At 61.6% G+C, this 25878-nt stretch carries 25 protein-coding genes; 4 read left to right on the top strand and 21 right to left on the bottom strand.

The genetic code is table 11. The features are described from left to right. Positions 1-79 precede the first annotated feature (79 nt). Entirely contained in the window at positions 80-1774 is a 1695-nt protein-coding gene (gene ctaD / locus GBB14_RS09880) for a cytochrome c oxidase subunit I (RefSeq protein ID WP_151529781.1), read from the bottom strand. A gap of 327 nt (positions 1775-2101) precedes the next feature. After that, positions 2102-3115, bottom strand: a complete 1014-nt coding sequence (gene nrdF / locus GBB14_RS09875) for a class 1b ribonucleoside-diphosphate reductase subunit beta (RefSeq protein WP_151529782.1) — start codon at positions 3113-3115, stop codon at positions 2102-2104. Between the two features lie 596 nt (positions 3116-3711). Between nrdF and GBB14_RS09870 the strand changes: the two genes are divergently transcribed. Further along, positions 3712-4206 (top strand): ferritin, encoded by a 495-nt coding sequence (locus GBB14_RS09870; protein WP_151529783.1) that lies wholly within the window; start codon positions 3712-3714, stop codon positions 4204-4206. A gap of 193 nt (positions 4207-4399) precedes the next feature. On the opposite strand, the gene GBB14_RS09865 is transcribed toward GBB14_RS09870, so the two are convergent. Together GBB14_RS09865 and GBB14_RS09860 are read right to left on the bottom strand one after the other, a co-directional pair. Beyond that, complete coding sequence (locus GBB14_RS09865) at positions 4400-4957, bottom strand: gluconokinase (RefSeq protein WP_151529784.1); 558 nt, start codon at positions 4955-4957, stop codon at positions 4400-4402. Further along, a complete protein-coding gene (locus GBB14_RS09860; RefSeq protein ID WP_151529785.1) occupies positions 4958-6349 on the bottom strand; it encodes a GntP family permease in 1392 nt (463 codons plus the stop codon). It abuts the gene before it with no gap. A 430-nt stretch (positions 6350-6779) separates the two neighbouring features. On the opposite strand from GBB14_RS09860, the gene GBB14_RS09855 reads away from it, so the two are divergent. Beyond that, entirely contained in the window at positions 6780-7766 is a 987-nt protein-coding gene (locus GBB14_RS09855; protein WP_151529786.1) for a sialidase family protein, read from the top strand. Between the two features lie 253 nt (positions 7767-8019). On the opposite strand, the gene GBB14_RS09850 is transcribed toward GBB14_RS09855, so the two are convergent. From GBB14_RS09850 to purD, 15 genes are all read right to left on the bottom strand, one after another. Next, on the bottom strand, positions 8020-8307 hold the full coding sequence (locus GBB14_RS09850; RefSeq protein ID WP_151529787.1) for a hypothetical protein: 288 nt from the start codon (positions 8305-8307) through the stop codon (positions 8020-8022). 147 nt (positions 8308-8454) lie between these two features. Beyond that, positions 8455-8934: a glutathione peroxidase gene (locus GBB14_RS09845; protein WP_151529788.1), complete on the bottom strand. Its 480-nt coding sequence runs from the start codon at positions 8932-8934 to the stop codon at positions 8455-8457. Between the two features lie 9 nt (positions 8935-8943). Then, positions 8944-9633: a DUF2334 domain-containing protein gene (locus tag GBB14_RS09840; protein WP_151529789.1), complete on the bottom strand. Its 690-nt coding sequence runs from the start codon at positions 9631-9633 to the stop codon at positions 8944-8946. Positions 9634-9693: 60 nt separating this feature from the next. Then, positions 9694-10311 (bottom strand): 5,6-dimethylbenzimidazole synthase, encoded by a 618-nt coding sequence (gene bluB / locus GBB14_RS09835; RefSeq protein ID WP_151529790.1) that lies wholly within the window; start codon positions 10309-10311, stop codon positions 9694-9696. A gap of 1 nt (position 10312) precedes the next feature. Continuing rightward, positions 10313-12418, bottom strand: coding sequence for a S9 family peptidase (locus tag GBB14_RS09830; protein ID WP_151529791.1), 2106 nt, complete (start codon positions 12416-12418; stop codon positions 10313-10315). A 135-nt stretch (positions 12419-12553) separates the two neighbouring features. Further along, the gene (locus tag GBB14_RS10760; protein ID WP_255443849.1) at positions 12554-12688 is read right to left on the bottom strand and encodes a hypothetical protein; all 135 of its coding nucleotides are present in this window, start codon (positions 12686-12688) and stop codon (positions 12554-12556) included. Positions 12689-12720: 32 nt separating this feature from the next. After that, a complete protein-coding gene (locus GBB14_RS09825; protein WP_225976618.1) occupies positions 12721-13509 on the bottom strand; it encodes an ABC transporter ATP-binding protein in 789 nt (262 codons plus the stop codon). After that, positions 13506-14654, bottom strand: a complete 1149-nt coding sequence (locus GBB14_RS09820; RefSeq protein WP_225976617.1) for an iron ABC transporter permease — start codon at positions 14652-14654, stop codon at positions 13506-13508. The genes GBB14_RS09825 and GBB14_RS09820 overlap by 4 nt, the downstream gene beginning before the upstream one ends. Before the next feature lie 68 nt (positions 14655-14722). Continuing rightward, positions 14723-15928 (bottom strand): ABC transporter substrate-binding protein, encoded by a 1206-nt coding sequence (locus GBB14_RS09815; protein ID WP_151529793.1) that lies wholly within the window; start codon positions 15926-15928, stop codon positions 14723-14725. 327 nt (positions 15929-16255) lie between these two features. After that, positions 16256-17149, bottom strand: coding sequence for a phosphoribosylaminoimidazolesuccinocarboxamide synthase (locus GBB14_RS09810; protein ID WP_151529794.1), 894 nt, complete (start codon positions 17147-17149; stop codon positions 16256-16258). A gap of 81 nt (positions 17150-17230) precedes the next feature. After that, positions 17231-18658: an adenylosuccinate lyase gene (gene purB / locus GBB14_RS09805; protein WP_151529795.1), complete on the bottom strand. Its 1428-nt coding sequence runs from the start codon at positions 18656-18658 to the stop codon at positions 17231-17233. A gap of 84 nt (positions 18659-18742) precedes the next feature. Next, positions 18743-19378 (bottom strand): TrkA family potassium uptake protein, encoded by a 636-nt coding sequence (locus tag GBB14_RS09800; protein ID WP_151529796.1) that lies wholly within the window; start codon positions 19376-19378, stop codon positions 18743-18745. Then, positions 19371-20639 carry a TrkH family potassium uptake protein gene (locus GBB14_RS09795; protein WP_151529797.1) on the bottom strand — a complete coding sequence of 423 codons (1269 nt, stop codon included), beginning with the start codon at positions 20637-20639 and terminating at the stop codon, positions 19371-19373. Before GBB14_RS09795 ends, GBB14_RS09800 begins: the two co-directional genes overlap by 8 nt. 209 nt (positions 20640-20848) lie before the next feature. Beyond that, complete coding sequence (locus tag GBB14_RS09790; protein ID WP_151529798.1) at positions 20849-21502, bottom strand: sugar O-acetyltransferase; 654 nt, start codon at positions 21500-21502, stop codon at positions 20849-20851. A 112-nt stretch (positions 21503-21614) separates the two neighbouring features. Next, positions 21615-22904, bottom strand: coding sequence for a phosphoribosylamine--glycine ligase (purD, locus tag GBB14_RS09785; RefSeq protein WP_151529799.1), 1290 nt, complete (start codon positions 22902-22904; stop codon positions 21615-21617). Positions 22905-22990: 86 nt separating this feature from the next. Between purD and GBB14_RS09780 the strand changes: the two genes are divergently transcribed. Together GBB14_RS09780 and GBB14_RS09775 are read left to right on the top strand one after the other, a co-directional pair. Next, on the top strand, positions 22991-23413 hold the full coding sequence (locus GBB14_RS09780; RefSeq protein ID WP_151529800.1) for an HIT family protein: 423 nt from the start codon (positions 22991-22993) through the stop codon (positions 23411-23413). 12 nt (positions 23414-23425) lie between these two features. Continuing rightward, the gene (locus GBB14_RS09775; protein WP_151529801.1) at positions 23426-23704 is read left to right on the top strand and encodes a 2Fe-2S iron-sulfur cluster binding domain-containing protein; all 279 of its coding nucleotides are present in this window, start codon (positions 23426-23428) and stop codon (positions 23702-23704) included. Here the strand turns inward: GBB14_RS09775 and GBB14_RS09770 are convergent. Together GBB14_RS09770 and GBB14_RS09765 are read right to left on the bottom strand one after the other, a co-directional pair. Continuing rightward, a complete protein-coding gene (locus GBB14_RS09770; RefSeq protein WP_151529802.1) occupies positions 23701-25095 on the bottom strand; it encodes a cell wall metabolism sensor histidine kinase WalK in 1395 nt (464 codons plus the stop codon). The genes GBB14_RS09775 and GBB14_RS09770 overlap by 4 nt on opposite strands. Before the next feature lie 6 nt (positions 25096-25101). Then, positions 25102-25812, bottom strand: a complete 711-nt coding sequence (locus GBB14_RS09765) for a response regulator transcription factor (protein WP_151529803.1) — start codon at positions 25810-25812, stop codon at positions 25102-25104. Positions 25813-25878: the final 66 nt, after the last annotated feature.

Raw genomic sequence — 25878 nt, 5'->3', positions numbered from 1 at the left:
GCCACCTTGGAGGTGGATCCAGACGGTAACGCCTTAGTCGAGGAGGTTTCTAGGAGGTTGTGTCCCTCGAACGTGGTGCCTAGTGGCGACCCACGTGTGCTTCCTTGCGCATGCGCTCAACCATGTGCGGGTAGTGCAGCTCGAACGCTGGGCGCTCGGAGCGGATACGCGGCAGCGAGGTGAAGTTGTGGCCAGGGGGCGGGCAGGAGGTTGCCCACTCCAGGGAGTTGCCATAACCCCACGGATCGTCGACGGTGACGATCTCGCCGTAGCGCCAGGACTTGAACACGTTCCAGATGAACGGGATCACGGACAGCCCCAGGACGAAGGAGAACACCGTGGAGACCTGGTTCAGGGTGGTCCAGCCGTCGGACTCAAGGTAGTCGGCGTAACGACGCGGCATACCCATGTTGCCCAGCCAGTGCTGAACTAGGAAGGTGCCGTGGAAGCCGATGAAGGTGAGCCAGAAGTGGATCTTGCCCAAGCCCTCGCTCAGCATACGACCGGTCATCTTCGGGAACCAGAAGTACACACCAGCGCAGGATGCGAACACGATGGTACCGAAGAGGGTGTAGTGGAAGTGAGCAATGAGGAAGTAGGACTCAGAGATGTGGAAGTCCAGCGGCGGGGAGGCCAGCATAATGCCGGTCAGACCACCGAAGAGGAAGGTCACCAGGAAGCCCATGGTCCAGATCATCGGGGTCTCCCACGAAATGTGACCGCGCCACATCGTGCCCACCCAGTTGAAGAACTTCACGCCGGTCGGAACCGAAATGAGGAACGTCATGAAGGAGAAGAAGGGCAGCAGGATGGCACCGGTGACGAACATGTGGTGGGCCCACACCGCCATGGACAGGGCGCCAATGGAGAGGGTAGCGAAGACCAAGCCGACGTAGCCGAACATAGGCTTGCGGGAGAACACCGGCACGATCTCGGAGACGATACCGAAGAACGGCAGGGCCAGCACGTACACCTCAGGGTGGCCGAAGAACCAGAAGAGGTGCTGCCAGAGCAGGGCGCCGCCGTTACCCGGAGCGTAGATGTGGCCGCCCAGCTTGCGATCATAAAGAACGCCCAGAGCAGCTGCAGTCAGCAGCGGGAAGATCAGCAGTGCGATCACCGAGGTAACAAAGATGTTCCAGGTGAAGATCGGCATACGGAACATGGTCATACCCGGTGCGCGGAGGCACAGGATGGTGGTGAGCATGTTGATAGCCGAGGCAATGGTACCGACACCGGTGGCGCCCACACCCACGATCCAGAAGTCCGAGCCGATGCCCGGGGAGTGGATGGCGTCATTCAACGGCGAGTACATGGTCCAGCCGAAGTCCGCAGCACCACCAGGGGTGAGGAATCCGGCGAGCATAACGAGACCACCGACGGTGGTGATCCAGAAGCCGAAGGCATTCAGGCGCGGGAAGGCAACATCCGGCGCACCGATTTGCAGCGGCATGACGTAGTTGGCAAAGCCCCACACGACGGGCGTGCCGTACAGCAGCAGCATCACCGTGCCGTGCATGGTGAACAGCTGGTTGAACTGCTCATTAGACAGCATCTGAAGGCCAGGCTCGAAGAGCTCTGTACGGATAAGCAGTGCCATCAAACCGCCGACAAAGAAGTAGGTGAAGGACACGATGATGTACATGATGCCCAAGACCTTGTGGTCGGTGGTGGTTAGCATCCGCCAGGCCAGATTACCCTTGCGAGCGTGACCTGTAGGCGCAGGCCGCGTGGGTGCGACCGGTTGGTCGACCCGTGGCGCTACAGCGGTCATAATTTCCTCCTGACTAGGTGGCGTTGAGAGATAAACCCCCACCGCCGACGTTCATACACTCCGTATCTTAAGGGAAGTATAAGTTTTTCTGCCAGTCCTCCTAGGATCTGGACTTGCCCCTACCTTAGCGGTTACCACCACTTTTGGGAACCAGAATGGGGTTTCCGCTGCGCCGATCGCCGCCCTACCTAAGAAAATGCTTAGGGGTAGTGACGTCGAACACACTTTTTATGGAGAGGCTACACCTAAAGGGGGGTTAGCTCGGCCGATAGGTACACGTCGATAAGCATGGCACTGATCGACGCGCCCGAGCAAGCCTCCCAAGACTTAGAAGTCCCAGTCATCGTCCGTGGTGGATTCGGCGGTGCCGATCACATAGGACGAGCCGGAGCCGGAGAAGAAGTCGTGGTTCTCATCGGCGTTCGGCGAGAGCGCGGAGAGAATAGCGGGCGACACTCGCGTCTCATCGACTGGGAAGAGCCCCTCATAGCCAAGATTATTCAGCGCCTTATTGGCGTTATAGCGCAGGAATCGCTTGACATCTTCAGTCCAGCCGAGATCATCGTAGAGATCCTCGGTGTACTCGATCTCGTTTTCGTAGAGGTCGTAGAGAAAGTCGAAGGTGTACTCCTTCAACTCCGCACGCTCTGCCTCAGTGATCGCTTCCAGGTTGCGCTGGTACTTATAGCCAATGTAATACCCATGCACGGCCTCATCGCGAATGATCAGGCGGATAACATCGGCAGTGTTGGTCAGCTTTCCATGGCTGGACCAATACATCGGCAGATAGAAACCCGAATAGAAGAGGAAGGACTCCAGCAGTGTAGAGGCCACCTTCTTCCGCCGCGGATCATCACCCTTGTAGTAGTCCAAGATGAGGTGAGCCTTCTTCTGAAGGTTCTCATTCTCCTCAGACCAGCGGAAGGCATCGTTAATCTCCGTAGTGGACGAGAGCGTCATGAAGATAGAGGAGTAGCTCTTCGCATGCACCGACTCCATGAAGGCGATGTTGGTGTACACCGCCTCCTCATGCGGGGTAATAGCATCGGGGATCAACGACACGGCACCCACGGTGCCCTGGATCGTGTCCAGCATGGTGAGACCGGTGAACACGCGCATAGTGGCGCGCTGCTCCAGCTCATTGAGTGTGCTCCAGCTCTTGATGTCATTCGACAGCGGCACCTTCTCCGGCAACCAGAAGTTACCAGTGAGACGATCCCAGACCTCCTGATCCTTCTCGTCGGGGATGGTGTTCCAGTCAATAGCTTGCACCGGGGTGGCGCGGCCAGGTTCGCCCGAGGTGATGTGCACGGGAGTCTGGGCTTCAGGATGAACCGCCATGGTTTCTTTCCCTTCTTATCTAGCAACGTCGCGCCTACGCGCGACACGTGAGCGCCCACGCCGTGTACCCGCCTCAATAGATAGAAGCGGGGACACGGCGTTGCGCATGGAGGACCTACAACAATCGGTGCTATAACAGTGGCGGCGCTCGCGCGCGCCACAATTAGAGCACCTAGCTTAACCCCCGCACGCCCCTCACGCACTACCGCTGGGCGCCGATTCGCCCCCTCCCCCAGCGCCGGCTTCGGTCCGGTGCAGGACACTGCCTATCAACGATATCGACACCCCATACCCCACTCTTGCCGCCGCGCTACCCCCGTTCGGTGAGAGAGCAAGGCTCACCTTCTTCGCGCCCGCCCGACATATAGATTCATGTGAATACCGACATAGAGAAATACACAAACAATATTGACCATCCCCGATTGTCCGGCAAATAAAGGTCTTAATAAATATTTTATTTACGTCCATCAGTACGTTAGACGTATTTACATTAGGCTTTACTAACATAGAAAATGCAGGTAAACCATACTTTAAAAAGCTAGTGAAGCGGGCAGTGAATTAAACATCAGTGGGTGTGTGGTGCTACTATTTGAAGCATGACAACTTTTCCACAGGACCTCGCAAAGAAATTCAACGACCAGACCACGGCTGAAATTCAAGCCTCGATGATCTACCTCCAGCTCTCCTACGAGCTGGAGAACAAGGGCCTCACCGGCATGGCTGCCTGGATGCGCAACCACTCCGTCGAGGAGATGGGCCACGCCGAGCGCTTCTCGAACCACCTACTCAACCGCGGCGTTGTTCCCCAGATCAACACCGTCAGCGTTCCGGAGATGAAGGTCGTCCAGCCCATCGACGCCTTCAAGCTGGCTCTCGAGCACGAGAAGAAGGTTTCGGAAATGATCCGCGATCTCGTTCGTGCCGCCGACGAAGCCTCTGACTTCGACTCCCGCCCGATGCTCAACTGGTTCCTCGACGAGCAGATCGAGGAGGAGGCCACCGTCTCCGAGATCATCGATCGCCTCGCAGTGGCCGGTGAGGACGGCGCAGGCATCCTGCGCGTCGACGCCGAGCTGAACTCCGAGGGCTAAGTCTCTCACCTCACCGCCGCGTCCCCGCACAGTCGGAACGCGGCATTTCGCGTTATGTGGCGCTACCGACACCGGAGGCGCTTATCGACGCCCGCCTACTGGCACACAACAACCCCCGTCTCAGCAGAAACTGGGATTCGGGGGTTGTTCTGTATCTCTCGCCCGCCGCTCTAGGCGGGCAGCGGCTAACACGCTAATGCGTCGCCTCGGGCGAGTGCTCGGCGATACTACGCAGCGCCGAGGCTTGTGTTTGCTCCAGGCTGCCGTTATTGGATACCTCTTCGCCGAACTCGTCCTCGGCGAGGTCTTCGAGGGTAGCCAGTTGCGAGTCGAGGAGGCTAGCCGGCATGAAGTGCCCAGCGCGGGCGTTCATTCGTTCGGCAGTGATCGCCTTTGAAGCCACGAGGTGCAAAAAGAACACCCCCTCGGCCCCGGCCGCGAGAATGTCTCGGTAGGAGCGCTTCAACGCGGAGCAGGCGAGCACAGTGGTCACACCATCTTTATCCTGATCGGCGATCCACTGGCGTAGATTCTCCAGCCATGGCCAGCGGTCCTCGTCAGTGAGCGGGATACCCGCTGCCATCTTGGCTTTATTCGCCTGCGGGTGGAAGCTATCCGCATCAGCGAATACCGCCCCAAGTTCTGCGGCGAGGTACTCCCCCACCACCGATTTTCCGGTGCCCGAGACACCCATGCACACGATGTGCCGCACGGTGGGGGTTGAGGTCGCGCCGCTAGCCTGAGTTGTCATTTAGAGTAGCGCTCCAATCTGGAACAGAACGTAGGAGAAGGCGAAACCGACGATACCGATGAGCGTCTGGTTCACCGTCCAAGTCTTGAGCGTGGTTGCCACGTCCATGCCCATGAGTCGACCCACAAGCCAGAAGCCGGAGTCATTAACGTGCGAGGCGAAGACGGAACCGGCGGCAGTGGCCATCACGATGGTGCCCAGCTGCCATTCGCTATAGCCAGCTGCGGCGACCGCTGGGGCCATGAGTGCGGCGGCGGTCGTGAGAGCCACAGTGGCCGAGCCCTGTGCTACGCGCAGCACGACGGCAACAAGGAAGCAGGCGAAAATAACGGGAATGCCGATGCCTTCCATGGAACTCGCCACAGCGTCACCAATACCGGAGGTGCGCAGCACACCACCGAACATGCCGCCGGCGCCGGTGATGAGCACCACCGAACAGATCGGCCCGAGGGCACCATCGAGGGACTTCTCCATGGCGCTGCGGTCGAGTCCGCGGCGCGCACCCAGCACATAGGCGGCGATAAGGGTGGCAATCAAAAGGGCAATAGCGGTGTTACCAAAGAAGGAGCCGATGCTCACCAAGGGCGAATCCGCAGCAATCCAGCCTGCGGCTACCGCCATGGAGGTACCGGTGTTGAGGAAGATGAGCAGCGGCGGGATAGCCAGCAGGGCAACGACGGAGCCCGCAGACGCCGGTTTTGCTGGCTGATCGTGATCCATGGGGCCACCGGTGAGTAACTCCGGCACGGGGAGTTTGTACTTCGGGCCCAGCACCTTCGCGAGCACATAACCGGTGATGTACCACAGGGGGAACACCATGATGAGGCCAACGAGCAGGGTGACGCCCACATCGGCGTTATAGAACTCTGCGGCCGCGATCGGACCCGGGTGCGGCGGCATGAACACGTGCATCACAGAGAAGGCGCCAACGGCGGGCAGGCCGTAGAGCAGGATCGGGCCGCCAAGGCGACGAGCCACGGCGAAGACCACGGGCAGCATGACCATCAAACCGGCGTCGAAGAAGATGGGGAAGCCGATAAACAGCGACGCCACACCGAGCGCGAAGGGGGCTTTGTCTTCACCGAAGCGCCGGATGAGTACATCAGCCAGGGATTGAGCACCGCCGGATGTTTCCACTAGCCGGCCCAGCATGGCTCCAAGCCCCACCAGCAGCGCCACGCTTCCTAATGTGGAGCCGAATCCGGAGACCATCACCCCAGGAATCTCGGCCACCGGGATACCAGTGGCGAGTGCGGTGACGGCAGAAATCAGAATGAGCACCAAAAATGCGTGCAGTTTCAGCCCGATGATGAGAAAGAGAATGAGCGCGATGGCACCCGCGGCAATACCGAGCAATGGCCCGGCCCCGAGTGTTTGTTCCCACGTTTCCATAGAAATCCTTTTCAGCTATGGTCCCGCCCCTGAATCCACGATGGCGGACATGAGAGCAGGAATGTCGAGTGCGTGTGATTAATCCACGAACGCACAGAAAAGAGGTCTATATCTCTTTTATCACCCGCTATGAACAACCAAACAACGCTCCCCTTAAAGAGGGGTGACTAGTGTCAATAACCCAACATTCAACCCCATCTATTTAGAGTTTTCGCAGCTCACGGCCCCCTTATTTCTATCTATAGGAAAAGCTATGCACCCCGCTCATTGGCCCCACACACGCAGCTGACCCCGGCCAGTTCGCCCCATCGGCAGTGTCCTGCATTTTCTCGGACATAAACCGGCATTAGTGTTCTTGGACTACAGAAAGGAGTGAAGCGTCACAGCCGACATCGGGTCATTCGGCCTCGCTGCGCGCCACAATGAAACAGTGCCAGATTCTCGTCGAATCCTCTCCCCTACCGCCGATGGGGAGGTTCGCATTCCCGCCCTCGTGCGCCATAACGACACTCTGTATTGCTTCTTCGATCAACGCCCCCGGCCCCCACACGGCGTGGGCTCGGACTTCAATGGCGAAGTAAAGGCCTCGGATCTACCCAATCCCAATCGGCTGGCATATCTCCACCGCAGCTCCGCCGGGCAGTGGTCCTCGCCCCGCACACTGCAGGGCGGGCCGGCAGTATCCAGCGATGCCTGTGCGGCTTCGAGCCAGGGACGGTTGACGGTGGCCTATGCCTCGGTCAGCGGCCCCGTGTCCTATATCTCTTCGACTCGGCACGGCCCGCGCCTCGAGCCGTGGGTGGCCAGCGGCCCCAATCCCGAAGAACTGGTCCACCGCAGACTCGACGAGCTCTATGAGCACTGGGAGGCCGATGCCCTATTCGCCACCTCGGGTTCCACTATCACGTGGGACGGCGCGGCACTGGTGCCCTATGTGGTGCGGCAGGGCGAACGCACCCATATCCGCATCGCGCACGTGGTCGGCACCGACGTTCGTGCCTGTTCCGAGTCGATTGCCCATCCTGAGCTCAGTCTGGACGAAACCAGCCTGTCAATATATCGGGGGCGCATTGTGCTCAACGCCCGCGTACAGGGCTTCGAGGGGCGCGGCGCGGGACGACGCTGTTGGGCAACAAGCGAGGATGGCCTGCACTTTAGCCCAGTGCAGGTGCGCGAGCTGGAGGATCCCGGTTGCAATGGCACCCAGCTCGGGCCGTGGCTATTGCACCCTCGCGATAAGCAGCAGCGCCGTGCCGGTGCGCTGAGCAACATGATTGATGGCAGCACCATCCCGCTCACCACCGGCAGTTTCGGCTATAGCGACGCCCTCCGAGTGGACGAGCGACTACTGGTGGTTTTCGAAAGCGACGGCTGTCTCGCGGAGCTCTACACTCCGCCGCTCGCCGGGTGGGAATAAGCAGGACACCACGGCCTTGGTGCGTTTTAGCCGTGTCGGCTGAGCTGCGGGTTGGGTTGTGGTGGGCGCGCCTCCGAGATATAAGCCCCTTATTCCGCCATAGTGCTAGGCCCCTGGCACCCCACCGCAACACCAGCCATAAGCTGGACATATACAGCAAAAACCGGCCCCTACCCGTGGTAGGTGCCGGTTAAAGCGTGTACGTAAACTAGCGATTCGACGCAGGGTTTAGCGGCCCGCGTCGGAACGATGTTTAGTGATCGTCCCAGTGATCGCCGTGCTTGGCGTGGCGGTGGCCATCGTGGATGTAGTCCACGTGATCGCCGTGCTTCACGGCCTCGTGGCCACAGCCTTCGCCGTGCTCGTGGTCGTGACCCTCGTGAACGGTGTGAGCATCCTGCTCACACTCGACCCACTGGCCATCGACCTTGCGGTGAATGTGGCCGTCGTGGGCGTAGTCGGTGTGATCGCCGTGAGTGAAGGCAGTGTGGCCGCAGTCCTCGCCGTGCTCGTGATCGTGGTTCTCGTGTACGTGAGTCATCTCAAAACACGCCTTTCTTTCAAACAGATCCTTGGGGGATTGCCTCCAGTTGGGAGCAATCAGTTTCCCGGCGGGAAACTCTCCTAGCACCCACTTTTTCACTAAGGCTCCGTTATTGCAAATCTGCTGGTAGAAAAAGGACCGTATCTATATGGGAAGAATCTCTTCGAGTGCCGCAATGAGATCGTTGTCATAGGGTTCGGTTTTGGGTCCGAAACGGCCGCTGACCTCGCCGGAGTCATCCACGAGGAACTTCTCGAAGTTCCATGAGATCTCCTCTCCCCCAGTCTTTTCCTTCAGGTGTGCAAAGAGCGGATGCGCTTCCTCACCGTTCACATCGGCCTTAGCGAGCATCGGAAACTCCACTCCGAATTCCTGGCGCACGAACTCGGCGATCTCGGCATCACTGCCCGGCTCTTGCTCGCCAAATTGATTGCAGGGCATGCCGATCACATAGAAGCCACGCATCATGTACTCCTCGAAGAGCTCCTGCAGCTCCTCGTATTGTTCGGTGAGCCCGCACTCGGAGGCGGTGTTCACAATCAGTAGGGCATGGCCAGCCCAGGTGCCCATGGTGGTCTTTTTGCCATCGATCGTGGTCACGGGAATGTCATAAAAAGTACTCATGCTTCCAGCCTACGCACAGGAACGATCGAGGATACTGCGATAGGTGTGCGGCTCAGCACCATAGCCGGTGGCGGCGTCGATGGCGTGGAAAAAGTCGCGTTCCGCCCCCGGTTTCGCCAGCGAGCGGGCGGAGATAGACAGTCGGACTGTATTGCCGCGGGCGGCGCCGCGGCGGGCGGCCTTGACGATGCTGCTGCGCCACCAGGAGACACTGCCATAGCCTTCACCCACGGAAAGATTGCGGGTGCGCACGAAGTCACCGGTTTGAAAATCGTAGATACCTTTGGTGGAGGCACCACCGCGAAACCCCAGCTCAGGAAGCACCTGCAGGGTGCCGGTGGACATGCGCCAGCGCGGCGGGGCAAAGAGGTCGAGCTCGAAACCGACATCGTCCATCAGCCGCAGCGCCCCACGGAGCCGCAGCCGCGCCTCGTGGGCAGGCAGAGTGGCGAACTCGGTGCGGCGGCCCTGCACCGAGGCATCGAATCCGTTGAGCACGAGGGAATGGCCCTGCTCGGCGCAGTCGCGCAGCCACTCTTGGGCGGCGCGATCGCGCTTCAGCCGCCACTCCTCGATCCGCGGCGCCACCAGAATGGACACCGGCAGATCTCGGCACTGGCACCGCTCCACAAATGCGGCCGCATCGTCGATGGTGCTAGCGAAAACCGAGGTGAGTGAAACCAGCAGCGTGGAATGCATAGCGCGATTATCGCACCTCAGCGCCGTGCCCGCAGCGCGAGCAGCCTCAGGTTCAGGCCGCTAGGGCAGGCGCTCCTGGTGGACGGCGTCGTCGAGGCTGCGGCCATGGTTCCAGCCGAAGCGCACCAAATCCGGCACCTCCTCGAGGTGGCTCACCAGCCCCACGCACAGCCAGGCCACGGGGCGCTGGCGGCCCGTGCAGCCCACGAAGTCGGCCAGAAAGTCCTCCTCATAGAAGCTCACCCAGCCCATACCCAGCCCCAGCGCGGTCGCAGCGAGCCACATGTTCTCAATGGCGAGGGCGACGCTCATCAACCCGGTCTCATCGATGGTGTGGCGGCCCAAAATATGCGGCCCACCCCGCTCCGGATCATAGGTCACCACAATCCCAGTGCCGGACTCGCGAATCCCCTCGATCTTGATGGGATTGAATACCTCTTTGCGCTCTGCCGGCAGCGAGTCCGCGAAGGCGCGGCGGCGCTCGGCCACGTGCGCAGCAAAGGCCTCGAGACGGGCCGTATCCTGCACCACCACAAAGTCCCAAGGCTGGGAGTTACCCACCGAGGGGGCCGCATGGCCGGCGCGGAGAATACGGCGCAGCGAGTCGGCGTCGATACGCTCGCCGGTGTATTCGGCCCGCACATCGCGGCGCCGGGAGATGGCGTCGAAAAGCTCCATGCTAGGCCGCCCCCGCCTGATCGAGCACCCAGGCGTATTCGAAGGCGGTCTGCTTCCACTTGTCGTAGCGACCGGAGACACCGCCATGACCAGCAACCATCTCGGTCTTGAGCAGGAACTGACCGCCGGTCGCGGTAGCGCGCAACTTCGCAATCCACTTCGCCGGCTCCACGTAGAGCACGCGGGTGTCATTGAGCGAGGTGATCGCCATGATATTGGGATAGTTCTGGGCGCACACATTCTCGTAGGGAGCGTAGGTGGCGATGTAGTCATAGACCTTCGCATCGTGCAAAGGATCGCCCCACTCCTCCCACTCGGTCACGGTGAGCGGCAACTCCGGCATGAGAATGGAGGTCAGCGGATCCACGAAGGGCACAATCGCCTGGATCGCGGCGAACTTCTCAGGGGCGAGGTTGGCCACCGCGCCCATGAGCAGCCCGCCCGCGGAGCCGCCCTGGGCCACCAGCTGCTGCGGGGTGGTCATGCCGGAATCGAGTAGGTAGTCGGCGCAGGCAATGAAGTCGGTGAAGGTGTTCATCTTCTTCAGCATCTTGCCCTCGTCGTACCAGGCGCGCCCCATCTCGCCGCCGCCGCGAATATGGGCGATGGCGATCACCATGCCCCGATCCATCAACGATAGCGCGGAGACAGAAAAGCCCGGCTCATTCGACATCTCATAGGAGCCATAGCCGTAGAGCATGGTCGGATGAGGCTGGGAAAGGTCCAGATCGGCACGACGAATCAGCGAAATCGGGATGCGCGAACCATCGCTGGCGGTGGCCCATTCCCGCGTCGCGGTGTAGTCATCGCGCTCATAGCCGCCGAGCACCTCCTGCTCCTTGCGCACGATGCGCTCGCCGGTGGCCACCACATAGTCCAGCACCTGGGTGGGCGTGGTGTAGGAGCTATAGCCCATGCGCAGCACCGGGGCGTGCCACAGCGCATTGGAGCCGAACCCGGCGGAGTAGAGCTCCTCATCGAACTCGATCGGCTCGAAATCCCCGAAGTCGGCGCCGTCCACGGACATAATGGCCAGCCGCGCCAGTCCCGCGCTGCGATAGCTGAGAATCAGCTGCTCAGCGAAGCAGTCCACGCCCTCGAGGCGCACGTCCTCGCGGTGCGGCAGCAGCTCATGGAGGTCCTCCACCGTATTCAGCTCCCCCACGGGGGCCCAGGCCAGCGCGAAGTTGGGGCCGGTGGCGTTGTGCAGCACCAGCCAGCGGTCCTCGCCGCCCACCACGGCGTGATCCACCCCGTACTCGACGCCGGGGGTGCGGGGCATAAGGCATGTGAACTCGCCGGTGGGATCAGACATCGGGCACACCCATTGCTCGGAGGTGAGCTTGGAGGAATCATCGATCACCAGATACTTATTGGAGCGCGTTTTCCCGATGCTCACCCAGAACTTCTCGTCCGGCTCGTGGAAGATGCGCACATCCGCGGCAGCGTCGGTGCCGATCTCGTGACGCCACACCGAGTCGGGGCGCCAGGCCTCATCGACGCGGGTGTAGAAAATATAGCGCTCATCCTCGGAGAACAACGCCCCGTAGAAGGTGTCGGCGATACGATCCGAGAGCAGCTCGCCCGTGCTGAGGTCCTTGATCACGAGCTCGAAGCGCTCATCGCCGCTGGTATCGGTGGAATAGGCCACATAGCGCCCGGAGCGGGTGGCGACCATCGCTCCGAGGGAGAAGAAGTCATGGCCTTCGGCGAGGGCGTCCATGTCCAGCACTACTTCCTCGTGCGGATGCGGGCTGTCCGGGTGGATCTCCGGCGGAGTCCAGGAGTCGTCCTCCACGGGGATGCGGCAGGAGCGCCCATAGGACTTGCCTTCTTCGGTGCGGCCGAAATACCAGTACTTCTCCGTGCGTGAGGGCACGGACATGTCGGTTTGCTTGATGCGGGAGGAGATCTCGGAGAAAATCGCCTCGCGCAGCAGTGCTAGGTGCGCGGTTTCCTGCTCGGTATAGGCGTTTTCCGCGTTGAGATACTCGATCGTCTCGGGGGCGGTTTTCTCCCGCATCCATTCATAGTTGTCCACAAAGCTGCGGCCATGGTGGGTGCGGGTGATCGGTCGGATGTCAGCGACAGGGGGCTGTACGGTCATAACCCTACATTCTACAAATGAGGCCCAGTCCCCTTCCCCGCCGGTGACTGCCCACGCTTATCGACGCCTCCCTGCTTCCCCCGCACCGCCCAGTCCACACTCTAGCGAGCCGGTGGGGGCGCTGTTTAGCGCTGTTTAGCGCCGGGAGAGACTCTCGTCGAGCTTCTTCTCAATCGAGTTGAGCTTCGTGGCCATCCAGTAGAGCCCGTAGAGCACCGCGATGAACGGAAGCAGGGATAGGGCTATGAGCAAAATTTCGGTGATACCCATGACTGTCCTTCCGTCGGTCGTGATGTCACCGACTATACATGCGGCGCCAGTTCCTCGTGCTCGAGCGCGTGTAGCGGTTGCACCATTCGCATCCCGCCACGCTCGAATACCTCGGCATGCACCCCGTAGACGTTCTGGATGAGTTCTGGGGTGAGCACCGCGTCGGGGGCACCATCGGCGTGCAGCTCGCCTTGTTGCATCACGACTAGGCGGTCCGAGTAGCGGGCAGCAAGGTTAATATCGTGAATCGCCAGCAGGCCGATGGCGTGGTGCTCGCGCACCCACTCCCGCACGAGATCCAGCAGGAAGAGCTGTCGGTGCAGATCAAGGGCGCTCGTGGGCTCATCGAGCACCAACACATCTGGGCAGGTCACTAGGGCTTGGGCCACGGCCACCAGCTGCCGCTGGCCGCCGGAGAGCTCGCCGAGATAGCTGTGCGCCAGATCCGCGATACCCAGCCGCTCCATGGTGGCGGCGGCCGCTTCCTCCGGTTTGCCGGTGGTGGTGCTCGCCCGGCGCGCCGCGATGAGCACCGTCTCGAAGGCGTGAAGCGCCGCGGTGCTGGGCAAATCCTGGGGCACATAGCCCACGTGCCGGCGCAGGCTGGCCCCCTGGAAGCGTTCCGCTCCCGTATCGAGCACCACACTTCCGCGGTGTTTATTCACCCCGGAGATTGCTTTGAGCAGTGTGGACTTACCGGCGGCATTGGGGCCGAGCAGGGCGGTGAGCTCTCCAGCGTGCAGCGGTTCGCAATCGAAACCGGGCACGATCACGCTGCGGCCATAGCGCACCGATACGTGGTTGAGGTTCAGGGTGGTCACCACAGGTTCCTCCTCTTGGTCACGATGAGGGTGATGAAGAAGGGCACGCCCACTAGGGCGGTGATGATGCCGATGGGCACGGCCACACCGGGGATGATGAGCATGCTCACCGCGTGCGATACAGAGAGCATCACGGCACCCGCGGCGGCGGAGGCGGGGATGAAATAGCGCTGGTCCTCGCCCACGAGCATGCGGGCGATATGCGGGCCCACCAGGCCGACGAAGCCGATGATTCCGGAGAAGGCTACAGCGGTGGCGGCCATGAGGGAGCACAGCACCAGCACACCCACGCGGAGGCGTTGGACGTTCACGCCCATTGCCTGGGCGCGGGCGTCGCCAAGCTTTAATGCGGTGAGTCGCCAGGACAGCAGGACGAAGATGGGGGTGCTGATGACCACCACAATGGCGAGCACTAGGTTGCCGGCCCAGGTGGCGCGGGTCATTGAGCCCATGGACCAGAAGACGATCTGCTGTAGGGCCTCGGTGGAGGCGCGGTATTGGATGAGTGCCAGCAGGGCCTGGAAGAGGAATACGAGGCCGATGCCGAGCAGGATCATGGTTTCGGCGCTGGCGCCACGCCAGATAGAGGCGCCGACGATCACGAAGGTGGCGACCATCGCCGATACCCACGCCACCATGGCGAGGTTGAACTGGGGTTGGTCGATGATCACCCAGCCCAGCACGATGGTGGCGGCACCGCCGAAGGCCGCGGCGGCGGAGATACCAAGGGTAAAGGGCTCGGCCAGCGGATTGCCCAGAATGGTTTGCATTTGCGCACCAGCCACCGAGAGCACGATGCCCACCAGCAGCGCCATCACCGACATCGGCAGGCGCAGACTATAGAGCACCGTGTGGTCTTGGCTATTCAGCGAGCCGGGGTTGATGAGGCCGAGCACCACTCCGCGCGCGCCCAAGTTGGTGGGCCCGACCACGGTGGCGGCGATGAAGCCGATGATGGCCACGGCCACGAGGAGGGCGATAATCAGCCAGCGCTTGACGGTGGTGGCGCGGTGCTGCCGCACCAGCTGGGCCGTTACCTCCGTGCTGGTAAAGGGGGTGGGGCGGGCAGACGCATCCTTGTTCTCTGCGTCGGCGGCGGTGTTCGTGGGAGGTGTCGTGCTGGAATCTTGCACGCGTGAGGTCATGAATAATGTCCCTGAGTACACGGCGGCGCAGCCGTGAGCCGACTGCGCCGCGAAAAGTGGGTAGGTGCCTACTTGTTGTGCTTGACGAAGAACACGCCCGATGCCTCGAAGGGCAGGTAGTCCTCGTGGGCCTGCTTCCAGTGGGCCGCTACGTCCTCATCCTTGAAGAGCTCTGGGTGCAGCCATGCAGCGAACTGCTCTAGGGCGAGGAAGTTCATCGGCGAATCATAGAACTGGTGCCACACGCCGTAGAGGTGTCCCTGCTTCGGGGCCTCCAGCTGGTCGAAGCCATTGGTGGCGAGCAGGCCAGCGAGGGTCTCCTGAGCCTTTTCCTCGGTGGCGAAATAGCCGAGCTCCACGTGCGGGATAGCCTGCTTGGTGGCATCATCCTTGGAGCCGGTGACGTCGGCGCCCCAAGAACCGCCGGTAGCGATGATCGCCTCCGGTGCCTCGGCGATCACCTTTTCTGCGGTGATATCGCCGGACTCGGTGTCGAGGATCTCATCGCCGAGGTTCTTGCCGCCGGCGACGTTGATGAACTCGCCCAGGTTGGACTTGGACACGGTGGCGCAGCAGTCCTTCAGACCAGCGGCGCGCCACAGCAGGGTGGTGGGACGATCCTCATCGGGGATGTCCTTGGTCTTCTCCTTGAGGCGGTCGATGGTGTCCTGCCAGTCCTTGTTGAACTTCTCGGCCGCGTCCTCGTGGTCGAAGAGCTCACCCAATGCGGCCACGGACTTGGTGGTGTTCTCCAGCGGATGCTGGCGGAAGTCAGTAACAATGTATTTGATGCCGGCCTGATCGAGCTTGTCCAACATGCCGGTGGTGGAGACCGCATCATAGTGGTCAGCGGTCATCACCAGCGCGTCCGGCTCGAAGGAGAGCAGATTCTCCACGGTGACATCGCCCTTGGCCATATTGCCGATCTCGGGCAACTCGTTGACCTCGGGCACGGACTCCTCGAGGCGCTTCTTAAAGGAGGGAGCGCCCTTGGTCAGGTCGCTACCGATCGCCACCACGTGGTCGATTGGGTCCTCATTATTCAAAATCGAGGTGGCGAAGAGGGCACGGCCCTCGCCGAGGATCACCCGCTCCGGCTGCTCGTTGAAGGTGACGGTCCGGCCCTTCACGTCGGTGACAGTCACCGCCGTGTCCTCTGGGGTGGTGCTTTCCTTCTCTGCCTCCGAGTCGGCGCCGTTTCCTCCGGCGCAGGCGCTCAGCGCGAGACTAGCGGTGGCGATTAGACCGAGTGCCACACTACGCACACGTCTCATGAAGTTCCTCCTGCAGGTACTTGTGTGAACGCAGCGCCCTTCACACCCACGCCATCACGCGGGCACTCCCCGCCCTGCGTTGACACCTAAAAGCCACGCTCAGCAAAAATAAACTCAGCAACGCTGCGTTCCATTTGATAGAACTCGTGAATGCTACCATAGGCTTAGCTAAGTTGGCTAGGTGTGGTAGGTGACTCTTCCATCACACCCCCTGCCGAACTGCGAGAACACAAAAGCCGAGAGCGTAGAACACTCTCGGCTTGTGGTGAAAAATACTTAGGCTAGGCTACGCAGGCCTCTTCGGCCGTGGCGGGGATGGGAACGCTGCTATACGCAGGTGCCAATCCACTCGGAGAACTTCTTACCCGATACCCGCTCATAGGCGTCGATATAGCGCTCCCGGGTGGCCTCCACCACGGAGCCGGGCAGGGCCGGCGGCGGGGTGTGATCCGACTTCTTCCACCCCGACTTCGGGCCGGTGAGCCAGTTGCGCACGTACTGCTTATCGAAGCTGGGCTGAACCGCGCCCTCCTTGTACCCGTCCTTCGGCCAATAGCGGGAGGAATCAGGGGTGAGCACCTCATCGGCAAGCACGAGGGTGCCGTCTTCATCTACGCCGAATTCCAGCTTGGTGTCCGCCAGAATCAGCCCGCGCTCCTCGGCGAGGGCCGCGGCGGTGCGGTAGACGGAGAGAGTGGCCTTGCGCAGTTGATCGGCGCGCTTCTCGCCGAGCTTCTCCACGACTCGCTCGAAGGAGACGTTCTCATCGTGATCGCCCAATTCCGCCTTCGTGGCAGGGGTGAAGATCGGCTCCGGCAGCTTGGAGGCCTCACGCAGGCCGTCGGGAAGCTCGATACCGCAGACGGTGCCGTGCTCTTGGTACTCGGCAAAACCCGAGCCGGTGAGATAACCGCGGGCCACGCACTCGAAAGGCAGCATCTTCAGCTTCTTGCACAGAACGGCGCGGCCGAGCACCTCCTCCGGGATTCGCTCATCGTCAATGGGGCCGGCGAGGTGATTGGGTACATCGAGAATGTCGAAGAAGTGCATACTCATGGCGGTGAGCACGCGCCCCTTGTCCGGGATTTCGGTGTCCAAGATGTAGTCGAAAGCCGAGATGCGATCGGAGACCACCATGAGCAGAGTCTCCTCATCGACCTCGTAGATCTCACGGACCTTGCCTGCGGAGACGTGGTCATACGATGAAAGTTCTGGACGCATGATTAAGCAGTGTAGACCTCTCATCCCACGGGTGCACACCTTATGCTCAGGTTTGTTCTGCCCCGCAGGCAAGGCGGGGTATTAGACGATTTCCCCTGGGGTGTAGTTCACTGCCTCCGGGTACTGATTGGCCAGCTCTTGGACGTGGTTGAGCACCCGCTCCACCTGCGATTCGGCCTCACCAATGAAGGCGTGACGATCAGCCAGGGCGGCGTTGAGCTCCTCTTCGCCCAAAGGAAGGCGCTCATCGGCGGCCAGGCGCTCGATCAGATCCTGCTCGGCGCCATTTTCGCGCATATTCAGCGCCACCGCCACGGCGTTTTCCTTAATCACCTCGTGGGCCTGTTCGCGGCCCACCCCGGCGCGCACGGCGGCCATGAGAATACGGGTAGTGGCGAGGAAGGGTAGGTAGCGATCCAACTCGCGCTCGATCATGGCGGGGAACACCCCGAACTCGTCGAGGACGGTGAGGAAAGTTTCAAACATGCCGTCGATGGCGAAGAACGCATCGGGCAGGGCGACGCGGCGAACCACCGAGCAGAACACATCGCCTTCGTTCCACTGCTGGCCGGCGAGATCGGCCACCATTGTGAGATAGCCGCGCAGCACCACCTGCAGACCGCAGACTCGCTCACAGGAGCGAGCGTTCATCTTGTGCGGCATCGCCGAGGAGCCCACCTGGCCTTCCTTGAAGCCTTCGGTGACTACCTCATTGCCCGCCATGAGACGGATCGTGGTGGCTAGCGAGGAGGGACCGGCGCCCAGCTGCACCAGAGCGGAGAGCACCTCGAAATCGAGGGAGCGGGGATAGACCTGGCCGACGGAATCAAAGGTGCGGCTGAAGCCGAGGTGATCGGCGATGCTGCGCTCGAGAGCGGCCAGCTTCATGGGATCGCCGCCCATGAGATCCAGCATGTCCTGGGCGGTGCCCATCGGGCCCTTGATGCCGCGCAGTGGATAATCCTCCAGCTGGTGTTCGATGCGCTGCACCGCCACGAGCATCTCGTCTGCAGCGGAGGCGAAACGCTTGCCCAAGGTGGTCGCCTGGGCAGCCACATTGTGGGAACGACCAGCCATCACCAGTGCCTTGTTCTCCGCGGCGAGGCGGGCGACGCGGCTAAGCACTGCCACGGATTTATTGCGAATGAGCTCAAGCGAGGAGTGCAGCTGCAGCTGCTCAACATTCTCGGTGAGATCACGGCTGGTCATGCCCTTATGGATGTGCTCATAGCCGGCGAGAGCGTTGAACTCCTCGATGCGGGCCTTCACATCGTGGCGGGTGATCCGCTCGCGGGCGGCGATCGAATCGAGGTCGATCTGCTCCACTACCTCTTCATAGGCGGTGATGGCCTCGGCGGGGATGTCCACTCCCAGCTCGGCTTGGGCGCGCATCACGGCGATCCACAGGCGGCGTTCCGTGATGATCTTGTACTCGGGGCTCCAAATCTGCGCCAGTGCGGGCGAGGCATAGCGGGAAGCAAGGACATTAGAGATGCGTGGTGTCGACATAGTGGCTATTATCGCACGCCGCGCTCTCGGGGTGCGGGCATTCGCTTATCGACGCTCTCCTGCTGCCCTAGGAGCAGGCAGGAGTTAGCGGCGCCGCTCGCAGAAACGCTCGAGGGTTTTCACCGGGCCGGCGGCGATGAGAATGTCATCGGGGCCGATGACATCGTCCGGCACGGTGGGCCGGAAGCTACGCCCAGAGCGCTTGAGGGCCACAATGTCCGGTTCAGCTTCGGCGACCTGGTGCCCGTGCAACCAACGCGGCGCGGCGAGCTTGACCATGGCATAGTCCACATCGAACTCGATATAGTCCTCGGCGTGGCCGGAGATCACATGCGCCAAACGCTTGCCGGTGGAGAACCCAGGGCGAATGAGGTTATTGACACCCATTGAGCGCAGGATCGTGGCATGCGCCTTGGAATCCGCTTTGGCCCACACCCCCGTGACTCCGAGCTCCTTGAGGTTATTCACCGTCAGCAGCGAGGCCGACATGTCCTCGCCGATGCCCACGATCACATGTTCCGCATCGAGCACACCGAGCTGTTTGAGGGCCTCGATATCGGTGGCGTCGGCGATCACGCTGTGGGTGAGCTTTTCCGCCTCTTTGAGGGCGCGTTCGGAAATGTCCACGCCCACCACGTCCACTCCGGAGGCAACCAGCTCCTCGCCGAGAGCGAGGCCGAAGCGCCCCAGACCGAGAATGACAACTCTTTGCTTAGCCAATGAAGGGCCTTTCTTTGGGATAGGACAGATGGCTGCGTTTTTGGGAGGCCAGCGCGGCCACCACGGTAATGGGGCCGATCCTGCCTGCGAACATCAACACAATAAGGATCAGCTGGGCCGCCGGCGGCAGTGCATCCGTGATGCCGAGGGAGAGTCCCGTCGTAGAGAATGCGCTAATGACTTCGAATGTCACCTTCTCCATGCCCAGCTCCGGCGCCAGCATGGTCACCCCAAGGGTAGCGCCAACGAGCAGGGTCAGCGACATCATGATCACCGACAGCGCCTGGCGCACGGTGGCATTGGGGATGCGCTTGCGGCGAATATCTACCTCTTCGCGGCCGCGCACCTCGGCCAGCACCACCACGAGCAGAACGGCCACCGTGGTGATGCGGACACCACCGGCGGTGCCGCCGGAGCCGCCGCCGATGGCCATGAGCACCTCGGTGAGAACGATATAGCCGGGGTGGATGGTTTCCATGTCGATGGCATTAAAGCCAGCGGTACGGGTGGTTGTCGAGTGGAAGAAGGACAGCAGCCACGAAGTGTCTTCGAACATGCGCGCACCGAGGGTGCCCACAATGAGCAGGATGATGGTGCCCCAGACGGTGAACCAGCCAGAAAGCGATTTCATCGCCTGGGAGGGGGCGGCCACAATATAGAACCCCAGACCGCCGATGATGATCGCCGCCGCCACGGGCAGCAGGATCAGGGCATCACTGGCATAGGGAATGAGGGAGTCGCTGTGCAGCGCAAAGCCGGCGTTATTGAATGCGGAGACGGCGTGGAATCCGCCCTGCCACACGGCCTGGCCGGGGGCGAAGTCATAGCCCTTGGCAAAACGTGCGGCGAGCAGGATCGCGGTGAAAAGCTCCATGGTCAAAGAGATTCCGACGATAGTGAGCACCGCTTTCTTCACATCCCCCAGATGCGAGACTCGCCCTTCGGCGGTGGTGGTGATACTGGATGTGAGACCCACTTTGCCCAAGGCCAGCCAGCTCACCAGCACGGTCAAGGTCATAATGCCTAAACCACCCAGCTGGATCAGCACCATGATGATGGCCTGTCCGGTGTGGGAGAAGTAGCTGGCGGTATCCACCACAATCAAACCGGTCAGACACACCGCCGAGGTGGCGGTGAACAGAGAGGTAATGAAGTCGTAGCTCTGCCCTGGCGCATGGGCCACGGGCAGACTCAGTAGCGCGGTACCGATGGCGATGAGGATAAGGAATCCTCCCGCCACGAGGAACGCAGGTCGTTTCATGGAGCGCTAGTATATGCCTCTCTTAGGTACATAGGTAGTTACACAGGCGTGTTCATTCTTACACCCGTTTCACACACTTTTCGCTGCGCACGCCCCAAGACCACGACGCACACCCGCCCGCCACCGAGAACTGATCTCGGCGACGGGCGGGTGTGACACAGTGTGAGGCAGTGAACTCTTTTGCGCTACCCTGCGGGGTGGTTGCGCCGCTAGGCGCCGCTCTCCCCCAAATCGAAGGGAATCCCCGCAGGGAGCTCATCCCGCTCAGCGTTGGCGCCGGGGTTAACCCCCTTCGTCACCTGCACGGGGTTTCCGGAGGCGATGGAGTGGGCCGGCACATCGCGGTCCACCACGGAACCAGCAGCGATCACAGACTTGCGGCCAATGGTCACGCCCGGCAGCACGGTGACGCCAGGACCAATCCACACATCGTCTTCGACCGTAATGGGCTTGGCTATTTTCCAGCCATAGGAGCGCATCTCCGCATCGTGCACCGGCGGCATGGCGGTGTAGAGCTGGCAACCTGGGGAAATATTCACTCGCTGCCCGATCTTCACCTCGGCGGAATCGAGGATCGTCACATTGGCTTGGATGCGGCTGCCCTTGCCGATGGAGGTGTGCACGCCGTATTGGATATAGATCGGCGATTCCACCTCGGTGTCCTCGGTATCGAAGTGGCCGAGCACACCGAGCAACAGGTCCTGCTGACGAATCTCATCGGTAGTGCTGTTGAAATCACGCAGGGTGCGGGCTGCGGCACGACGGGCCTCTGCGGGCTCCTTGGACTTCGGCAAGTACCATTCTCCGCTGCGCATCTGCTCCAGCGTGGAGTAGGTCTCGGGATCAAAACTGTTTTCGCTCATGGATCCATTGTGCACTACTCCACACTTAAGATGAAGGGCTTGTTGGATCACAAGGGGTAGACGGCCCCCGTTTGGGTGGCAGGGCGCCGGGCGCCCTGCCGGTCCCGCATCGCTAGATGCTGATCTCGCCGCGCTGTGCCTTCAGGGCGATATCGCTGCGATAAAAACCGCCCTCGAGCTCGAGGGACTCGATCAACTCATAGGCCTTAGCCCGGGCGTCTTCCACATCTGTGCCCCGCGCCACTGCGTTGAGCACGCGCCCGCCATTGGCCACGAACTCCCCCGCCTCCGTACGCTTCGTGCCGGCGTGCAGTACATAGGAATCCCCCTCATAATCCACGGCACCAAGGCCATGGATCACATCGCCCTTTTGCGGCGAGGCCGGATAGCCTGCGGCGGCGAGAACCACGGTCAGTGCCGCTCCTTCGTGCCACTCAAGCGGCGGCAGCTCCGCCAGACGCCCCTGCGCGGTCGCAGCCAGCACCTCAGCGAGCGGGGTTTTCAGCAGCGCCAGCACGGCCTGGGTTTCGGGATCGCCGAAGCGGCAATTGAACTCCACCACGGCGGGTCCCGCACTCCCCCACGCCAGGCCCGCATAGAGCAGACCCGAATAGGGGCAACCGCGGGCAACCATCTCGCGGGCTACGGGCTCGCACACCTCATCGACGATGCGCTGGACGGCATCCTTCGGCAGCCACGGCAAGGGGGCGTAGGCGCCCATGCCGCCGGTATTGGGGCCCTCATCATTATCGAAGGCGCGCTTGTGATCCTGGGCCGGCAGCAGCGGCACCACGGTCTCGCCATCGACAAAGCAGAAGAGTGAGACTTCGGGGCCGTCGAGGAAAGATTCCACCAACACCGGATTGCCGGCGTCGAGCACCGAGCGGGCATGGGCCGCTGCCTCTGCGCGGACGCTGGTGACCACCACTCCCTTGCCGCCGGCCAAGCCATCGTCTTTGACCACGTACTGCGGGCCGTACGCGTCCAGCACGGCCTCGATGTCCTCGCTCGACTCGATACGAGTGGCCGTCGCCGTGGCCACCCCAGCGGCGTTCATCACATCCTTGGCGAAGGCCTTGGAGCCTTCGATCATCGCGGCCTCCTTCGAGGGGCCGAACACGGCGATACCCGCCTCGCGCAGGGCATCACCCACGCCGGCCACCAACGGGATCTCCGGCCCCACCACCACGAGATCGGCCTGCAACTCGGTGGCGAGTGCGGTGATCTGCGCGCCATCCTCCACGTCGATGGCGGCGCCCTCCCATTCGGGATGACACACCGCCAGATCCGTCATGCCATCGCCACCAGGGGCGATGTGCAGATCCGTGACGGCGTCGTCTTTACTCAGTGCCAGCAGCAGGGCGTGTTCGCGGGCGCCCGACCCGATAACCAAGATGCGCATGGCTCTTAGTGTAGCGACCGCACACACTCACCCCCCGTCTCGTGTGGCGCCACATTCGCGTAGCGATCTCGTCTAGCCTTGAAGGTATGAGCAGCATTTTCACGAAAATCATTTCCGGAGAACTTCCCGCCCGTTTCGTCTACCGCGATGACCGTGTGGTCGCTTTTCTTGATATTCGGCCTCTCACCTATGGCCACACCCTTGTGGTCCCAGTGACCGAGGTGGATAAGTGGACTGACTTGCCCCAGCCCGAGCTGCGTTCTCTCACCGAGCTGGCACAGCAGGTAGGCCGCGCCCAGATCGAAGCCTTCGGCTGCGAGCGTGCCGGCACCGTGATCGCCGGTTTCGATGTGCCGCACACCCACATTCACGTCTTCCCCGCCAACGCGATGAGCGATTTCAACTTTAGCAACGCCATCGCCGAGCCCGAAGAGGCCAAACTTGATGAGGCCGCCGCCAAGCTACGCGCGGTGCTCGATACCGACGACAACGGCTACCCCCACCGCTAAGGGGACGTGGCCATGGCACATACCACCGTCGAGCTCGACGGCGAGGACTACAGTTTCGACTGGCCCGCCGACACCACGTTGTTGAGCGCCATGCTCGACGCCGGCATCCCGGCACCCCACTCCTGCACCATGGGCCAATGCGGGGCCTGCCAATGCACGCTCGAAGGCGGGGAATCGCATATGGACAACAACGCCGTGCTCGATGACTATGACGTGGCTGATGATCAGCGTCTCGCCTGCCAAACTAAACGCGACTCCGAAGGCCCCTACGAGGTCAGCTATCTCTTCTAGGCGTCGAGATCAGGGGTGCGGGGCAGGCGCACGCTAAAGACGGCACCGCGCCCCTCGGCGGTGTCGAGGCTGATCTGCCCTTGGTGGGCGTCGACAAGCGAAGAAACGATCGCCAAACCGAGCCCGCTGCCGCCCGAGGCGCGGGAACGAGAGGTATCGGCGCGATAAAAACGCTCGAATACATGCTGGGCGTCGTGTTCATTCATCCCTGGGCCACAATCGGCCACACTGATCTCCACCTGCTCGGGGGTGGACTGCACCCGCACCGTAATCGGTTCGGCGCCGTGAGCACGGGCATTATTGAGCAGATTCACCAGTACCTGCCGGATCTTATCGGCGTCCACCGTCGCCCGCGCGCAGCTTGGAGCTTCCACGGTGATCTCCGCGTTACAATACTCGGCAACCACCCTCTGACACAGCTCCACGAGATCCGTGTCTTGCAAGTTCAAGGTCATGCCCTCCGCTCGGGCGAGGGCCAGCAGCCCCTCCACCAACTCGCTCATGCGGTCGGCCTCTTCCCACACCTTCGCCACGACCCGATCCGGGTCATTCATCGCCCCCGATTGATAGAGCTCCGCATAGCCGCGCACGCTGGTCAGCGGGGTGCGCAGCTCATGGGAGGCATCGCCAACGAAGCGGCGCATCTGCTCTTCTTTGTCCTGGGCGGCGGTGAGCGAGGACTGCAACTGCTCCAGCATGGTGTTCATCGCGGCACCCACCTTGCCCACCTCCGTGGAGTGGGAGGTGTACTGCACGCGCCGATCGAGGTCACCGTCGGTGATGGCTTCTGCGGTATCGGCCACATTGCGCAGCGGCTGCAAAGAACGGTGCACCACCACCGCGGCGATACCGGCCGCCGCCAGCAGCACCATCAGGCCAATACCCCATTGCGCGGTGCGCAGATTCCGCAGCAGCCGCTCCTCGTCCGCCACCGAGCGCGCCACCACGGTGATACTGCGATTGTCGCTGATCGCCACCACCCGCCACTTTGATTGATCCGCCGAACCGGGCGAGGCATCCACGGTGAAGGGACCTTCCCCGACGCGCACCATGGACAAATCAGGGGAGGAATTCGAATCGTTGTAACGCACCGAGGTGCCATCGCTAAAGATCTGCTCCACATAGAAGCTCGAGGGCGGCCGGGGCTGGGTGGATTGGGCGGAATAGAGCTCGCTATTGCGGGCCCAACCGCTCGCGGCGCCCACTAACTGGCCATCCACCTCGTTATATGCGAAATTCCGCATGATCGAATTCACTGCGGTGGCGCTGGCGATCATGCCCACCCCCATGATGGCGACCACAATGAGCACCACAGAAACCCGCAGGGGCAGGCGCTGGGGACGATGCCACCTGCGGGGCTGATTGTTCTCGGCTAGAGAGGTGGAAGCCATGGCCGATTAATCCTTCGGAACGCGCAAAATATAGCCGACGCCTCGGACGGTGTGGATCAGGTGCGGCTCGGTCGTGTCGAGTTTGCGACGCAGATACGAGATATAGGATTCCACCACATTGCCATCGCCGCCGAAATCGTAGTTCCACACAGCGTCGAGGATCTGGGCCTTCGACAGCACGATCTCGGCATTGTCCATGAGATAGTGCAGCACGTTGTATTCGGTGGGAGAAAGCTCCACCACCTCGCCGGCTTTGCGCACCTCGTGGGTGTTATCGTCCAGCTCGAGATCGGCGTAGCGCAGTACCGGTCGCTGCCCAGCGCGCGCGCTAGGCTCTGCGGGCTGGCTGCTCTTGGCGCGACGCAGGATCACCCGCAGTCGCGTGACCACCTCCTCCAAGGAGAAAGGCTTGGTCACATAATCATCGGCACCGAGAGTCAGCCCACGGATCTTATCGGGTACCTCATCCTTCGCGGTGAGGAAGAGCACTGGGGCGTCATTGCCTTGGGCGCGGATAGTCGATAGCAGCTCGAAGCCGTCCATATGCGGCATCATCACATCAAGGATGAAGGCATCCACCTGCTCGGTTTTGAGCTTCTCCAGCGCTGCCGGCCCAGAGTAGGCGGTGACCACGGTGAAGCCCTGGAACTTCAGCGATACGTCGAGCAATTCGACGATGTTCGGTTCATCGTCTACAACCATCACTGTCACACTCATGGCTTCTATTCTGCCCTAGCCTTTCACCCTGGTTGAAGTGGAGGATGCCGCTGGGGTGGCCGGGGG

This window comes from Corynebacterium sp. 51B, assembly GCF_008930785.1.
Lineage (GTDB): Bacteria > Actinomycetota > Actinomycetes > Mycobacteriales > Mycobacteriaceae > Corynebacterium > Corynebacterium megadyptis.
The sequence above is the reverse complement of the archived record's forward strand: the minus strand, read 5'-3'. Positions and strand labels throughout refer to the sequence as shown.